The sequence below is a fragment of the Martinezella hainanensis genome, from assembly GCF_900094555.1.
Taxonomy (GTDB): domain Bacteria; phylum Pseudomonadota; class Alphaproteobacteria; order Rhizobiales; family Rhizobiaceae; genus Rhizobium; species Rhizobium hainanense.
In genome coordinates this window covers 68,667-83,582 of sequence record NZ_FMAC01000018.1, presented here as the reverse complement: position 1 = coordinate 83,582, position 14,916 = coordinate 68,667, and the positions used below count along the sequence as shown (strand labels likewise).

Here is a 14,916-nt window from a genome sequence, read left to right as displayed (position 1 = left end):
TCTTCATCGCGTTTCATTTCAAAATAAGGATATCTCCATGAAGATGATGCATCTTCCTATCATGCTGACAAGCGTTACTTTTCTGACACTCGCAGGTCCCGCCCTCGCGCTCGATGGCACGGACATGATGAGGAAGTTGAGCGCAGCAACGAGCGCCGACGGCACGACCATGAGCTTCGAAAATGCGGAAGTCGACGGTGACACGGTCACCGCAACGGGCGTGAAGGTGGGGTATTTGAACCTAGTCCTCGACACCTTGGAGGTCGGCAACATCGTCTTCAAAGGTGTGAAGGAGACCGACGCCGGCGGTTATTATGTCGAGTCCGTCTCCCTTCCAGATGTCGAGATGAAACAGGAGGGCGGTGACTTCTCTGTGAAGGACATCCGAGTTGCAGGTCTTAGAATCCCATCAAAAGCGGAGGGCCTGACGCTTGACGACTTCCTGCTTTATGACAGCGCCAGCATTGGAGCGATCGCATTCAATATCGCGGATAAAAATGTGCTTTCTATCGAAAGCACCGTATCGAACCTGACACGCGTGAACACCGGCTTTAACTACGACGCCAAGGTTGCGGGCATCAAGGCCGATCTCTCCCACATCGAAGAGGCAGCCCTGAAAGATGCAATCGAAAAGCTGGGACTGACGACCATTGACGGCGTCGTGACGATGAGTGGCAGCTGGAACACCGAAAGCGGGCGGGTAAAAATTGACGAATACAATTTCGACTTCACCAACATCGGCCAACTGAATTTGGCGGTCGATTTTTCCGGTTATACGCTCGATTTAATCAGATCTCTTCAGAACGCAGTAAAGGCCGCAGACGCCAATTCGAACAAGGATGAAGCCAATCAGGCCGCAAGCCTTGCAATGATGGCATTGATGCAGCAGATGACCTTCAACAGTGCTTCGATCCGCTTTGATGATGCGTCCATCACTCGCAAGGCGCTCGATTACGCCGGCGCTCAACAAGGTGTTACCGGGGAACAGTTTGCGCAATCCCTGAAAACCCTTTTGCCCGTGATGCTGGGACAGCTCAACGTGCCTGAACTCGAGAAGCAGATTTCTACAGCTGTTGATATCTATCTCGCCGAACCCCAGAACTTCGCAATTAGCGCGTCACCCGAAAAACCGGTTGCTTTTCGAACGATCGCCGCAGCAGCGACGGAAGCCCCGAACACGCTTTCCACTATCCTTGGCGTTAAAGTGATAGCAAACGAGTAGAGACCTTATCAGGATACTCCATCGCTTCGGTATCGCGCGCAAACCAAGTGGCGATCCCACTGAGAGAGCAAGGACGAGCGGCCATACTCACCGACAACGGGAAACCCGTTCGCACCGTACATATTCGCTACCTGGGAACGCGATGCGGAGCGCATTGCGGTCGCGGCGACATATCTTTATCCGGTCCCGACGCGCCAGTCCATTTCTGATACTCAACTGGTGGGTTTCATGATGCGCCTGAAAATAGACTGCTTTGATGTTCCACCACCTCAAGCTGCAATTTCAGCAGGTTGTTCCGAGCCATTCGTATCCACAAAAGGATTCTTTTTCTCCAGTCATGCGCCTTCAAAATTTTCTACAAGAGAGTTTCAACTTCATGATAGAGCCATGTTCGTACGACACATCGACCTCGATGTCACAAAGGCCTTTCGGGTTCATCGAGCCACAACAAACAGGTGTCTTCCTCATGTCTGAGACCGTCCGGCAGCTGTCGTCGCGCCGGTCTTTCCTTGCCGGCCTTTGGGCCGGGATTGCAGCAATATTTGGCACCATGAAGCCCAAAAGCACCAGGGCACAAACGCCCTCCCCGGCGGGTGGGAAGCATCATGCTGGCAAGGCGGGTATTCATCCCTGGATCGAAATCGGTCAACAGATTACCGTGGACATCGCCATCGACGGCGAAGTCGTTGCACACCTGGATCATAAAGCTGTGTTGCCGGGCTTGAAAAAACTGCCGGCCGTTGTTTTCGATCTTCCTGCTGGATTGAAACAGCTGCAGCTACGCGGATCGTTCATCGATGCCGAGGGACGGATCACGACATTTACCCGGACCTGGACCGTACGGGACATAGCCGAGGCCTCCGCTCCTCTCTACGATCAAACTCGGCCATTGATCGAACGAATACGCAACTTTGCCGGAATGTCCGAATTGGTGCAATTGGATGCGCCGCGACGAGATGGTGGCGTCACGGCAGAAGCAGCCTTTCGGAAGTTAGAGACACGCTTGGGCGTGCAATTGCCTGCACCGCTTCGCCAAATCTTGAGCAGCGCCGACATCAATGTCGAAGACTCTTCGTTTCTGTCTCCACCAAACCTGGTCGCTGTCACCGAACTTCTGCTGAGCGGCTGGGGCTACACCCGTAGCGGTGGTGATATCGCACTGGATAAACTGGTTTCGGCTACCGTGTTGGCGCGTTACGACCGAAGCGTCGCCGTCTTCGTGGAAGTCGGCGACGGACTAGGAGCACTTGCCTGGGATCCTGCCGGCGTCACGTCCGGTGAGCCGCCCAACACCTGGGGAGACAAGGGCAATCCTGGTGCCCAGCCTTCGACGCCGAACGACGGTGTATGGTTCTGGCTGCATCAAGAGCATATCAGCGAGCCTGAGCTGCTCCTGGACGACGACTACCGGCCCAAGGATGCGGAAGCGGCACTTATTCATGTGTTCCAACGGTTTTGTCTGTCACAGATCGACTCCCCCGAATCCGAGAGCGAGTTAGTTATCGATAGCAACCTTCCACGTAACCTTCTGCAGCTTCACTTCGAAGACCCGACAAAGCCCAAACTGTGGCTACGCAGCTACGACTATCACTACAGTCTGTATTGAGGGTGCCCTTCCGTCAGACGGAATTTGCGAGGATTGAAGAAGGTAATCGATACAGTGGTACAGAAGGAGCTATTTGATTTGGTAAAACTAATCGATCGGGCGAGAAAGTTGCCCTACTTCGCATGCATGGCAATAATAGGCGTCTCAACCTCAACCGCGTTGGCCGGTTCGGAAGCAATCGAATGGTCGAAAGATCCGGCAACACTTTGCGAATTCGTTGCGCCGGAATCCCTAACGAAGGGGCCGACGTTTTGGACGGGCGCCTGCGTCAACGGAAAGGCCTCCGGTACAGGCATGTTGCGTCGTCGTGACGGCAATCGCGGCGGCCCAGCCTTCTTTGGTCAAATGAAGAACGGTCTTCCCCAGCTTGGTGTTATCGACCTGGGCAGCGGCTATCGAATAAACACATCCCGAGACAGCGACATTAGGGCATCAGCAGAGACCGAACCGCAAATCAGAATTGACGCATTTCGTGTCGCGGCCGACGCTGCGCGGCAAATCGGCGCCAAGTATGCCGCCGAGAAGAATACAGCGTCAGCTCAGTATTATAACACGATCGCCAAAACGCTAGAGCTCCAGATCGAATGATCTGTGACTTGAACGAGAAAAACCTCCCTGCAGGCGCCGCGGCACCGAAGGGATTGGGCTCAATCCGTCGAAATGGAAAACTACTTGACCGAACAGAACCTAACACCGCTCCTCCTCAACGCACTCGGCAAGCGTATCGATGATCGCACCGCCATAGAGCTCGCCGGGAGCATCGGCAAGAAGCCATTCAAGAACACGACGCCTGCGAACACAGTTCATCTCGAAAACCGCAAGATAGGGCTGGAAGGTGGGGCAACCGCCAGCATTGCGAATCGCGCCATAGCAGCTAATTCATCCGTGCCCTCCAAATGGGACAATCGCCTCCCGACCCCAAGCCGGTCGTTACGTGCGAGTAAAGCCGAAGTCCGTTGTTGATGAATTTCAAACGGATAGCTTTTGCAATAACAGGGTTGTCGGTTCTGATCCGTTCACATCATGTCGATTTTCTCCGCCCAAATAACTCATGTCGATTTGCGGACGATCATCTTGCCCGGAAGGGTCATTGTTTCGGCTTTAATGCTTCCGACAATCATTCCAATGATCGCATCAATCATTTCGTGCCGCGGCTGTTCGTAGGTTGTGAGACTGTAGGCGGACGAGCCACTTAACTCGTAGTTATCAAAGCCGACGATGGCTATATCATCGGGCACACGCAGTCCAAACCCTCCGCGGATTTCATCCATGGCGCCCAATGCGAGGATATCGTTTTCGCACATCAGAACGTCGATTCGATTGCCAGGTGTGCTTTGAGACAGATACTGGCGTACGGAATCTGCTCCGGCCTCGGCACTGTATTTTTCAGCCGAAAGCAATTCGACCTCGCTGACACCTTTCCCCGCCCAGAAGTCTGTGAAGTGCTGCCGACGCCTCAGTGCGGTTGAAAGCGCAGGTGCGCCGCTCATGAAGCCCGGTCGCCTATATCCCCGGTCGTGCAAATGATCGACTATATCACGGAGAGCCAATTCGGCGTCACACACAACGGCCGGCACCCCGTCGATCTGGCTATCGCGAGCCAGAACGAACATGGGCGGCATTCCGTTGCCGAGTTGACGGTCTGTCAATGTCTCGTCGCGAAACGCGGTACCAAATAGAATGACCGCGTCGACCTGCCGCTGGTCCGCATGCAACAACGCATGGACATGATCGAAATGGTTGTTGATGTTGATGAGCATAGCGACCAGGCCTGCTGCCTGCAGGCGCTCGGTCAGTGTCTCAAGGAATGGCAGCTTCTGGGGGTTACGGAAGTCGTCGACGAAGACCGCGACTTGTCGCGTGGAATTTGTCGCTAGGCTCCGCGCGAGAAGGTTTGGTGAGTAGTTTAGGGCCGCCGCCGCTTCCATAACCCGGCGCTTGCTCTCGTCCGTAATCGATGATCCGGGAGTAAAGGCTCGAATGACGGTCCACTTCGACACCCCGGCGGCGGCGGCGACTTCTTTCGCCGTGGTCCGTCTGACCGTCTCTCTCTTGCGCATACTGCCTCCCGAGAAAATAGAACAAATATTCCATTTCGTAATTTCGATGAAATGAATGCTTGCTTTTACCTCATTCTCTCATATGATGCACCTGCTTGCACCCGGTAGCAAACGCTTTTGCACCCGGTAGCATATAACAAAGCGCCGCCGGAGGAGACCGCGGTCAAGGAGGAACAAATGAAAGCTATTTTCAGGAACATGGCATTTGGCGCACTGACGATCGGCGTTACGGCGTTCGCTGCCGTGGCGGCTCAAGCCCAGGATCTGACGATTATCGCCGTCACTCACGGCCAGGCTTCGGATCCGTTCTGGTCCGTCGTCAAGAATGGCATGATGCAGGCTGGCAAGGACATGAACGTCAAGGTCGACTATCGCGCGCCGGAGACCTTTGACATGGTCCAGATGGGCCAGCTCATCGAGGCTGCCGCCAACCAGAATCCGGCCGGCATCGTCATCTCCGATCCGGATCCGGATGCGCTCGGTCCGGCCATCCAGAAGGCGGTCGCCGCAGGCATTCCGGTCATTTCCATGAATTCAGGCATTTCGGCTGCCGAAAAGCTCGGCATCAAGCTGCACGTCGGACAGGATGAAGGTCCGGCCGGCATCAAGGTCGGCGAGAAGCTGAAGTCGCTAGGCCTGAAACACGTCCTCTGCGTCAACCAGGAAGTCGGCAATGCCGCTCTTGATCAGCGTTGCGCGGGGACGGAGAAGGGGTTCGGCGGCAAGGTGACCGTTCTGCCGACGACGACTGATCCTGCTGAAACCCAGTCGAAGATCCAGGCGGCGCTGACCTCGGATCCTTCCATTGATGTCATTCTTGGGCTGTCGGCTCCGCTTGTCGGCGAACCTGCCGTGGCCGTGGTCGAAAAGATGGGTCTCGGCGACAAGGTAAAGGTCGCCTCCTATGACCTGTCGGCAGGGTTCCTGAAGGACGTGGCCGATGGAAAGGCGTTGTTTGCGGTTGATCAGCAGCCGTATCTCCAAGGCTATCTGCCCGTGACCTTCCTGGCTTTGAATGCCCGTTACGGAACGATCCCGGCAGGCAATGTCGCCTCGGGGCCGAGCTTCGTCGAAAAGGCTGCGGCTTCCGCCGTGATCGAGAAATCCTCCCAGGGCATCCGCTGACGCGGATGACCGGCAGCCCCTGGGATAGGGGGCTGCCTCTTCTCGCTGCGCGTTTTGAGACAGAAGTCACGGTGACGATGTGGCGGCTCCGCGCATGACCACTTTTCAGACATCTAAGGAACGAACGATGACGCTGGCCAACGAACAGAACGGGACTGCCACCCGATCCGACGAGCGGCTGAAGAAGGCCTCGACCATGACCGCGCTGTTGCGGCGCCCCGAACTTGGCGCTGTCGCCGGCCTCGTGCTCGTCACCATCTTCTTTTTCTTCACGGCCAATCCAGCCATGTTCACGCTTGCTGGCGTGATCAACTTCATGGCGCCGGCGGCACAGCTCGGTATCCTTGCGATCGGCGCAGCTTTGCTGATGATCGGCGGTGAATTCGACCTCTCGATCGGCTCGATGGTGGCCTTCGCGGGGCTCGTCTTTGGTACGGCGCTTGTCGTGCTGCACCTGCCGCTGAGTGTTGCTATCCTGATCGCCATGGGATTCGCGGTTGCGATCGGCGTGACCAATGCCCAGCTCACCATGCTTACGGGCCTGCCATCCTTCATCGTCACCCTCGCATTCCTGTTCATCCTGCGTGGCCTTACGCTGGTCGGCCTGAAGTGGGCGAGCGGCGGCGCAACCCAGCTCCGCGGCATGAAGGAAGCGGTCGCGAATAGTCCGCTTGCGCCTATCTTCTCCGGTGATGCGTTCACGGGTCTCTTCTCCTGGCTTGGAAGCCAGGGCATCATCGAGACATTTCCCAGCGGCGCGCCGAAGGTTCCAGGCATTCCCGTGGAAATCCTATGGTTCGTCTTCATCGCCTTGCTGGCGACCTGGGTGCTGCTGCGAACCCGCTTTGGAAATTGGATCTTCGCGTCCGGCGGGGATCCGCGTGCTGCCCGCAAGTCCGGTGTTCCGGTCGCCCGAGTGAAGACGACGCTCTTCATCGTCACGGCCATGTGCGCCACCCTGGTCGCCATCTTGACGGTGCTTGACGCTGGTTCGACCGACGCGCGCCGTGGCTTCCAAAAAGAGTTCGAGGCGATCATCGCAGCCGTCATCGGCGGCTGCCTCCTGACGGGCGGCTACGGTTCGGCGATCGGTGCATTCTTCGGCTCCATCGTCTTCGGCATGGTGCTGATCGGACTGACCTACACCTCGATCGACCAGGATTGGTACCTCGTCTTCCTCGGTGGCATGCTGCTGACCGCGGTCATCTTCAACAATGTCATCCGCAAGCGCGTGACGGGAGAACGCTGATGAGCACGTCTCAAACGCCACTCGTCGAGGTCAAGGACCTCGTGAAGCATTTCGGTTCGATCATTGCGCTTAACGGCGTCTCGTTGAGTGTCAATGCCGGCGAAGTCCTCTGCCTTCTCGGCGACAACGGTGCGGGCAAGTCGACCTTGATCAATACGCTGTCGGGCGTGTTCAAGCCGACATCGGGAGAGTTCCTGGTCGATGGGCAGCCACGCGCCTTCGGCGGTCCCCGTGACGCGCTCGACGCCGGCATTGCCACGGTCTACCAGGATCTGGCGATGATCCCACTGATGTCGGTGACCCGGAACTTCTTCATGGGACGTGAACCTTTGAAAGGATTCGGACCTTTCAAATACATGGATATGGACTTCGCCAACGACGTGACGCGAGACGAGATGCGAAAGATCGGCATCGACGTCCGCGAGCCGGAACAGGCGGTGGGTACGCTGTCGGGAGGCGAGCGTCAGTGCGTGGCGATCGCGCGCGCCGTTTATTTCGGTGCCAAGGTCCTCATCCTGGACGAGCCGACCTCCGCGCTCGGCGTGGCGCAGACGTCGATGGTTCTCAAATATATCGATCAGGTCCGCGGCAAGGGACTGGGCGTCATCTTCATCACCCACAACGTCCGGCATGCCTACGCAGTCGGCAACAGGTTCACGGCGCTAAACCGCGGCAAGACGCTCGGGACCTTTGCGAAGAACGAAATCAACCTCGACGGCCTCCAGAACCTGATGGCGGGAGGCAAGGAGCTGCAATCGATCTCCGAGGAACTCGGCGGCACCATCTGATCGCGTTCCAATGAATAGACCTTCGGTCCGGCATGTCTGTGCCGGGCCTCGACCCCTCATATCCACAATCAGGGAAACATCCCATGAGTACTGCCAGCAATTCACCCTTCCCATTGGCGGCCTGCGCCGAGATGCTGTGGCGCGACAAGCCGATCGAATGGCGCGCATCCCGCCTCAAGGAACTGGGCTTCGGCGTCGGCCTGTGGAACTGGCCGGAACATGACATTGCCAAGTTGGAGGCGACGGGCGCGACCTTCACGATCATGAACGGTTATCTCACCGGCCGACTAACTGATGATGAGGGTGCGGGCGAACTGATCCGGACCGCTCGTGAAACTGCCCAGGTCGGCAAGCGCCTCGGCGTGCAAAGACTGAATTTGCATGGCACCGGGCTCGGCGATCGCGGTCTTCCGGTTCAACCGATCGAGGTTATCACCGGCGCGATGTGGCTGAAGGCGCGCGACACGCTGCGGCGCATCGTCGACCTGGCTGAAGAGGAGAATGTCGTCTTCACGCTCGAGAACCTCAACCTGCCGGTCGATCATCCGGGCACGCCGTTTGGCCGAGCAGAGGACACGCTGGCCCTTGTATCCAGCGTCGATCATCCCAGGCTGCGCCTCAACCTCGATCTTTACCACGCTCAGATCGGCGAAGGGAATTTGATCGAACTTTGCCGGAGGTGCCTGCCCTGGATCGGAGAAATCCAGGTTGCTGATGTGCCGGGCCGCTGCGAACCGGGCACTGGCGAAGTCAACTGGAACGGTATCGCGAAGGCGCTGAAGGCGATGGGCTATAGCGGTCCAATTGGCATGGAAGCCTGGGCTGCCGGCGACGCCGACGAAGCTCTTTCCGCATTCCGCATGGCATTCACAATCTGACATCGTAAACCCACAGGACAAATCCCATGCCCAAGATCAAACCCGTCAATGTCGGCCTTATTGGCGCTGGCCGCATCGGCTCCTTCCACGGCGAAACCGTCGTCAGACGGCTGGTCGATGCTGAACTCGTTGCCGTCGCCGATCCGGCACCCGGCGCCGCTGCGAAACTTGCAGATAAACTCAGCGTCGATGCTTCCTATACCGACGTTGCGGATCTTCTCGCACATCCCGGCCTCGACGCCGTGATCATCGCGACCCCCGCGCGTTTCCACGCCAATATCCTCGTTCAGGCCGTCGAGGCAGGCAAGGCGATCTTTTGCGAGAAGCCCATGGCGTTGACGCTTGAAGATGCGGATCGCGCCATCGCTGCCGCGCGCGTAGCCGGCGTGCCGCTTCAGGTCGGGTTCAACCGTCGTTGGGATCAGGCGTTCGCAGAAGGCCGTGCGGCCATTGATGCCGGCAAGATCGGCGCACCGCAGCTCATCCGGTCCCTGACGCGCGATCCGGGCCCGTTCGGAGCCGATCCGGACAAGATCCCGCTCTGGACCATCTTCTACGAAACCCTCATCCATGACTTTGATACGCTGCTCTGGCTCAATCCCGGAGCCAAGCCCATTGAAGTCTTCGCAATGGCGGACGCACTTGTCCGTCCCGATGCGAAGGGGAAGGGGTTCCTCGATACCGCTGTCGTGAATATCCGCTTCGACAACGGTTCCGTCGCCGTCGCGGAGGCGAATTTCTGTGCCATGTATGGCTACGATATCCGCGGTGAAGTGTTCGGATCCGGAGGCATGGTGACCATGGGTGACGTGCGCCGTTCGAGCATGACGCTGTTCGACAAGGACGGCGTCTCCAACGACACCTGGCGGCGCGATACCGATCACTTCGTCCAGGGCTACACCGCCCAGCTCGCCTCCTTCGTCAGCTCGGTCCGAACAGGTGAGCTCAAGGACGCTCCGACGGGTTCGGACGCCCGCAATGCACTGGCGCTCGCGTTGGCCTGCATCGAGTCCGTCTCGAAGAAGCAACCGGTCATTGTCGAATGAAAGCATGGTGCGCCGGTAGTCCGGCGCACCATTGTTCCAACGGGAGAACCTGCATCGTGAGCACCCATCAGACCTTGGCCAAGCCAAGGAGTGTCAGCGAGCTGAAGGGCATGATCGTCGCCGCAGGTCTGCGGCTGCCCGAGCAACAGGAACGCGTTGCCCGTACCGCGCTTGCCCGGCCGGACATCGTAGCGTTTGGGACAATCAGCTCCCTCGCGAGCGAATGCGTCGTATCGCCCTCGACAGTCATGCGTGTGGCAAACGCCCTCGGCTTCGACACCTTCAAGGAGTTCAAGCTGCTGTTTCAGCAGCATCTGCGATCGACCACGGGAAGCAAACCTCCCTTCGAATTCTATTAAATCGATCAACCCCGAACATGTCGATTTCGCGCCTGGCACGGCGCGATCACGGAGGAAAAAATGAGCAGCATTGACTTTCTGCCGGCGGGCGTAAGGCTCGCGGTCAGCCCGCTCTCTTGGGCGAATGACGTCCTTGAAGATCTCGGCGCGGATATCTCGTTGGAGACCTGTCTCGGCGATGCGGCGGATGTCGGCTATCAGGGCGTTGAGCTTGGTAGAAAGTTTCCGCGCGAAGCAAGCGTGCTGCGCCCTTTGCTGGGGCGCTACGCTCTTGCGCTCGCATCCGGGTGGTATTCCGGCGAACTTGCCGAACGAAGCGTCGAGGAGGAAACGAGCGCCGTCGCAGGCCATGCCGGTCTACTCCGCGCCATGGATTGCAACGTGATGGTCTACGGAGAGGTTGGGATGATGGCGCCTGGAGCGCCTCTCGACGTTCCGATGTCGCGGCGAGTGATCATGCCCCACGAGGATGTTTCCGGCTACGCCTTGCGATTGAGCGAGTTTTCGAAACGTCTTGCCGGAGACTATGGGCTGCAACTGGCCTACCATCATCACCTGATGATGGTCGCGGAAACGTTTGACGAGGTTTCTCGGCTGTTTGACAAGGCCGGCCCTGAAGTCGGCCTTCTTCTGGATACCGGACATTCTGTCGGCGGTGGATTTGACTATGGTCGCCTCATCGACCGCTTCGGGGATCGCATCGCGCACATACACTTGAAGGATGTTCGTCGTGCAGTGATGGACGATGTCCGCGACCGTGACCTCAGCTTCAATGCAGGGGTTCGTGCGGGGATGTTCACAGTTCCGGGAGATGGGATGGTGGACTTTGCTCCGGTCGGAGCGTTCGTGCGAAATAGTGGCTATCGGGGATGGCTCGTGGTAGAGGCGGAGCAGGATCCGGCCATCGTGCCTCCAAGGACCGCGGTGCTGCAAGCAAAGACACATGTTGCCGCGATATTTGGCACGGACGCCGCATTCGTCCCCAGCGTGAGGTCGAGGTGGCGCTTTTAGACGCCTGCAACAACTACGTCCCGACTGGAGGGTTCAAGGCAGCTGTCGTCCACAGCCAACTCAGTTATGTCGATGTCGGGGCCAAGATTCTGCACGTCGAGGATGAAGTGCGCCAAGCTTGGTCCGAATGTGTCGGAGGCGCGCAGATGAGACTGAATGCCGACTGCGTCAATCGGCACGTTGCAGCGTAGTATGTCTCCCAGAATCGCCAAAAGGACCTGACGCTTGGCGCAGGGACCATCATCGTCGGCCTCAAGACCGTGTCGCGTCCCAACATGACTGAGTAACCCACGGGGCGGCGTGCCGGCCGAAATCCGTCCACTACAACCACAGTCCCAGCTGAAGTTCCATAATTGGCGCTTATGCTACACGACGTCACCGTCGCATCAAATCAACAGACTTTCAATATCTTAGCCTATCCTAGGGGCGGGTCGGCGGTTCATATCCTTTCAAGAGCCACGTTCTCCATCAAAAGCATGCCATAAAAGGTTCCGAACCTTTAGGCCGTTGGTGTTGTAGCGAATGTTGGCGGCGCTGCGGCTCCCCGGGCACGTCCACTCGATATAAGTTGAACGGTTGCTCGATGGAAGCGGCTCAGCTCTCGCTGGATAGAGCACTCTTGAGATTCGTTTCTACAAAGTCACGCCCTTTGAACAGGATCGGCATCTTGAGAGTATCCGCGCAAGCATAGGATAGGCAGTCGGCGAAGTTGAGTTGGGCGGGATGACCCTTTCCCTTGCCGTATACAGCGAAGGCTTCCACCGCGCGCCGGGCGATGGCATCGGTGATTGGAATCACGGTAATTTTGGCCGCTTGAAGAAAAGCGTCAAACATATCTTGGGCATCAAGGACCTCCAGCCCAAGAATACGCGCCAGATTGATGGTCGCCTCAAGCCGGACATGCGCGCCAGTTTGCCGCCGTGCGGCGCCATCGAGCGCGTCCAAGTAGATATCGGCTTCCGGCTCTCCGGCAAGGATGGCGACGAAGGCAGAGGTCTCGATGAACATCATTGACCCCACAGTGCGTCACGTTCTTCTTTCGTTAAGGGTGGGGCAGGTGGGAGCTTTGCCTTGGCAAGTGCTCGTGCACGGATCTCTGCGACGTGCTGTTTCAAGGGCACAGCTTCGTCAGCCCGCTCAATCTCGTGCTGCAACGCAAGCTTGATAGCCGCGGTCAGGTTGGAGGCGCCACGTTTGCGCATAACGGTTTCCGCCAAGATGCGAACTTCCGAATCTCGGATACTGAGCATGTGACACCCTTGTTGTCATGACAATAGCTGTATATACGTATGGACGACTTTTGTCCATACGTGACTGAGACTAGTTTCATGTCTGTTTCTGACCCTGTGCCCAAATCCGGCGCCATCGACCCTAGGCGTTCACACCATTCTGGTCGCGGGTTCGAATCCTTTCACATCATTTATCATTTTTGGTTGCGTCCACGGCTTAACAGAACGACTTGGAGCCCGCTAGCCCGGGGGGATTAACCGTGCACCCTTCAAGTGGCGCCGGCTTATGCAATGCCACCGTCCATGTGCTGACGTGTTTGGCGACGGTGCTGACATGCTCGCCAATCGTGAGACCGGAGATGGCTTTTCGCGGCCTGCGATATTTCGGAGTTTTTTGCTCCATTGGCAGACGATGTCGTGGACCTGAAGCCGCTCAAGAGCGGGCGAAAGTCCACCCGCAATTGAGATTTATCGAGGCTGCGCCGCTGATCTCACCATGGGATCTGGAGAGAGTCAATTTACCAGACACTCCTCTCAGAAGTCTTTGCAGCTGGCTACGCTTCCGCAATTGATGGAGCGGCAGGTCGAATTCGTCGGCATGACCACAGCGGATGAAAAACAAAGCCCGCGCGCGGCGGGCTAAGCATTGCATTCCGCGATGGTTTTGGCTATCGGCCTACTCGACCGCGTTGGGCTTTGCCCTGGGACCAGGCTTCGCGCGTGGTGTCTTAACGGAAGACTTTGCTGCGTTCAGCCGCGCGGCACGGCGCGAGCGGTTGTCCTCGAGCGCCTTCTGGAAACCAAGATCGCGTTCGGCATGCTGGGCGAGATCATCGAGAAACTCGGCAACTTCCTTCACGGTTTCGACGACGACATAGCTCAAATCTGCCCCTGCGCTAACCGCATCACGACCAACGCTGACGCCAAAGCCGCCGGGAACCCGCTGGAACCAAGTCGAACGCCATTTCTTAAAACCCGAGGTATCACGCTCGTATTCTTCCAGATACGCCTTTTGCGCCGCTACCCTCAGCTGAAAGGTCTCAATCGCATTGCGCGCGCCTGGCTTCGGCTTTTCGGCCTTCTTGGCGGACCATTTCTCAATAAAACTTGTCATAAACATTTGCTCCATACGTTCGAGACGCTCAGCCGAACAGACTCGCGTCTCCCCCAACAGAGGCAAGATAGTCGATCACACATTGCAACGACAGATCAATTATTTACAATCTTTAATTGATTTCTCGAATTAACTAGTCGCGCCACTCATGAGCTGGCGGCATTGCAGTCAAAAGTTAGCCTTGTAGTGGTTGTCTGCCGGTAACTTCGCCATATCTTTACGAAAACCGGAGGCAAAGTCGTTACAGGGGAGCTACGTTATGCCAGGAAAAGAACGGCTAATCGGCTTTTCGGAGCACGCGAGGCAGCTATGTCGAGAGCAACTTCGTCAGACCATCGACGCCGCTGTAAATGAACTTCTCGAGATTGGCTGGGAGCCTGAAATGGTAGCGGTAGCTCTCCTCGAACTCGCAGACAATTATATGGATGCCGTGATGGACGGTCTTCCAATACGCGAGCCTTCAGTATTGCTGCATTGACAATACATCGCCTCAAGATCATTCGTGTTTGACAGAGGCAAAGTTTTGGACATCCGGTGTTATTGCTGTGTGTGCCGCTTCAGCGTTGCGCCAATAAGCATTTGCAATCCTGCATAGCAGGAAATATAAATTCTCGCGTGACGTCATAGTCGCTGCTCACCAAGGTTGTCAAAAAGGAAGCATCATGCCTGTCGGTACCGTCAAGTTCTTCAACAACGAAAAAGGGTTCGGATTTATCGCTCCCGATGATGGCGGGGTAGACGTGTTCCTTCACATTTCTGCGCTGCAGAGCAACGGCTCCCTCGATAAGGGCACCAAAGTTGCTTATGATCTCGGCCAGGACCGCAGGACCGGAGAATCGAAGGCGGAAAACGTCAATGTCCTCTAACTCTGCGCCTGAGGCGCACGAGAAGCTTCAGCATGGCTCGCCCAACCCTCTTTTACGCGATGGACTATATAGCGGAACTCATCAATGAGAATATCGAGTTGCTGGCGGAAGTCGCCCGCAACTCGGAGAATATTGATGAAGGCGAAATGATCCATGTCAGCGATAGGGCGGACGGGAGCATCATAGCCTTCACCGATCGCGGAATCGAAAACCTCCAGGATTTCCTTGCCGACGTTCGCTCGCAGGTCGGTGGTATTCGCCAATTCCTGGTCGACGCGCAATGCGAACCAGAGGTCATCGAGCGCATCATGGCGGCGGGGCCGAGCGGGTAACCCTCGGCCTTCCATTCGACCTCAGCCTTTC

Annotated in this window: 19 protein-coding genes; 14 read left to right on the top strand and 5 right to left on the bottom strand. The window is 57.1% G+C overall.

Annotated elements, in window-relative coordinates:
* Nucleotides 1-43: 43 nt before the first annotated feature.
* The 4 genes from GA0061100_RS31955 (at nt 44) to GA0061100_RS31940 (ending at nt 3,791) form a co-directional block, all read left to right on the top strand.
* Nucleotides 44-1,222, top strand: coding sequence for a hypothetical protein (locus GA0061100_RS31955; RefSeq protein WP_075856897.1), 1,179 nt, complete (start codon nt 44-46; stop codon nt 1,220-1,222).
* Between the two features lie 256 nt (nt 1,223-1,478).
* Nucleotides 1,479-2,828, top strand: coding sequence for a hypothetical protein (locus GA0061100_RS31950; protein WP_208621607.1), 1,350 nt, complete (start codon nt 1,479-1,481; stop codon nt 2,826-2,828).
* Between the two features lie 126 nt (nt 2,829-2,954).
* Complete coding sequence (locus tag GA0061100_RS31945) at nt 2,955-3,416, top strand: hypothetical protein (RefSeq protein ID WP_075856895.1); 462 nt, start codon at nt 2,955-2,957, stop codon at nt 3,414-3,416.
* Nucleotides 3,417-3,500: 84 nt separating this feature from the next.
* Entirely contained in the window at nt 3,501-3,791 is a 291-nt protein-coding gene (locus GA0061100_RS31940; protein ID WP_075856881.1) for a hypothetical protein, read from the top strand.
* A gap of 86 nt (nt 3,792-3,877) precedes the next feature.
* Here the strand turns inward: GA0061100_RS31940 and GA0061100_RS31935 are convergent, their stop codons facing one another.
* A complete protein-coding gene (locus GA0061100_RS31935) occupies nt 3,878-4,888 on the bottom strand; it encodes a LacI family DNA-binding transcriptional regulator (RefSeq protein ID WP_075856880.1) in 1,011 nt (336 codons plus the stop codon).
* Nucleotides 4,889-5,065: 177 nt separating this feature from the next.
* On the opposite strand from GA0061100_RS31935, the gene GA0061100_RS31930 reads away from it, so the two are divergent.
* The 7 genes from GA0061100_RS31930 to iolE all read left to right on the top strand — a co-directional run bounded on the left by GA0061100_RS31930 (nt 5,066) and on the right by iolE (nt 11,344).
* A complete protein-coding gene (locus GA0061100_RS31930; protein WP_075856879.1) occupies nt 5,066-6,013 on the top strand; it encodes a sugar ABC transporter substrate-binding protein in 948 nt (315 codons plus the stop codon).
* A 127-nt stretch (nt 6,014-6,140) separates the two neighbouring features.
* Complete coding sequence (locus tag GA0061100_RS31925) at nt 6,141-7,262, top strand: ABC transporter permease (RefSeq protein WP_075856878.1); 1,122 nt, start codon at nt 6,141-6,143, stop codon at nt 7,260-7,262.
* Entirely contained in the window at nt 7,262-8,050 is a 789-nt protein-coding gene (locus tag GA0061100_RS31920; RefSeq protein WP_075856877.1) for an ATP-binding cassette domain-containing protein, read from the top strand. The genes GA0061100_RS31925 and GA0061100_RS31920 overlap by 1 nt, the downstream gene beginning before the upstream one ends.
* Nucleotides 8,051-8,133: 83 nt before the next feature.
* A complete protein-coding gene (locus tag GA0061100_RS31915) occupies nt 8,134-8,928 on the top strand; it encodes a hydroxypyruvate isomerase family protein (protein WP_075856876.1) in 795 nt (264 codons plus the stop codon).
* A 26-nt stretch (nt 8,929-8,954) separates the two neighbouring features.
* Nucleotides 8,955-9,974 carry a Gfo/Idh/MocA family oxidoreductase gene (locus GA0061100_RS31910; protein ID WP_075856875.1) on the top strand — a complete coding sequence of 340 codons (1,020 nt, stop codon included), beginning with the start codon at nt 8,955-8,957 and terminating at the stop codon, nt 9,972-9,974.
* A 56-nt stretch (nt 9,975-10,030) separates the two neighbouring features.
* Complete coding sequence (locus GA0061100_RS31905) at nt 10,031-10,333, top strand: MurR/RpiR family transcriptional regulator (RefSeq protein WP_075856874.1); 303 nt, start codon at nt 10,031-10,033, stop codon at nt 10,331-10,333.
* A 60-nt stretch (nt 10,334-10,393) separates the two neighbouring features.
* Entirely contained in the window at nt 10,394-11,344 is a 951-nt protein-coding gene (gene iolE / locus GA0061100_RS31900; protein ID WP_075856873.1) for a myo-inosose-2 dehydratase, read from the top strand.
* Here the strand turns inward: iolE and GA0061100_RS35590 are convergent.
* From GA0061100_RS35590 to GA0061100_RS31880, 4 genes are all read right to left on the bottom strand, one after another.
* Nucleotides 11,341-11,658 carry an endo-1,4-beta-xylanase gene (locus GA0061100_RS35590; protein ID WP_083961500.1) on the bottom strand — a complete coding sequence of 106 codons (318 nt, stop codon included), beginning with the start codon at nt 11,656-11,658 and terminating at the stop codon, nt 11,341-11,343. The genes iolE and GA0061100_RS35590 overlap by 4 nt on opposite strands.
* Before the next feature lie 280 nt (nt 11,659-11,938).
* On the bottom strand, nt 11,939-12,352 hold the full coding sequence (locus GA0061100_RS31890; protein WP_075856894.1) for a type II toxin-antitoxin system VapC family toxin: 414 nt from the start codon (nt 12,350-12,352) through the stop codon (nt 11,939-11,941).
* On the bottom strand, nt 12,352-12,546 hold the full coding sequence (locus GA0061100_RS31885) for a type II toxin-antitoxin system VapB family antitoxin (RefSeq protein ID WP_244558009.1): 195 nt from the start codon (nt 12,544-12,546) through the stop codon (nt 12,352-12,354). The genes GA0061100_RS31890 and GA0061100_RS31885 overlap by 1 nt, the downstream gene beginning before the upstream one ends.
* A 703-nt stretch (nt 12,547-13,249) precedes the next feature.
* Nucleotides 13,250-13,702 carry a hypothetical protein gene (locus GA0061100_RS31880; protein WP_075856871.1) on the bottom strand — a complete coding sequence of 151 codons (453 nt, stop codon included), beginning with the start codon at nt 13,700-13,702 and terminating at the stop codon, nt 13,250-13,252.
* Between the two features lie 244 nt (nt 13,703-13,946).
* On the opposite strand from GA0061100_RS31880, the gene GA0061100_RS31875 reads away from it, so the two are divergent.
* From GA0061100_RS31875 to GA0061100_RS31865, 3 genes are all read left to right on the top strand, one after another.
* A complete protein-coding gene (locus GA0061100_RS31875; protein WP_075856870.1) occupies nt 13,947-14,165 on the top strand; it encodes a hypothetical protein in 219 nt (72 codons plus the stop codon).
* Between the two features lie 184 nt (nt 14,166-14,349).
* The gene (locus GA0061100_RS31870) at nt 14,350-14,553 is read left to right on the top strand and encodes a cold-shock protein (RefSeq protein WP_075856869.1); all 204 of its coding nucleotides are present in this window, start codon (nt 14,350-14,352) and stop codon (nt 14,551-14,553) included.
* Between the two features lie 32 nt (nt 14,554-14,585).
* Nucleotides 14,586-14,885 (top strand): hypothetical protein, encoded by a 300-nt coding sequence (locus GA0061100_RS31865; protein ID WP_075856868.1) that lies wholly within the window; start codon nt 14,586-14,588, stop codon nt 14,883-14,885.
* Nucleotides 14,886-14,916 lie beyond the last annotated feature (31 nt).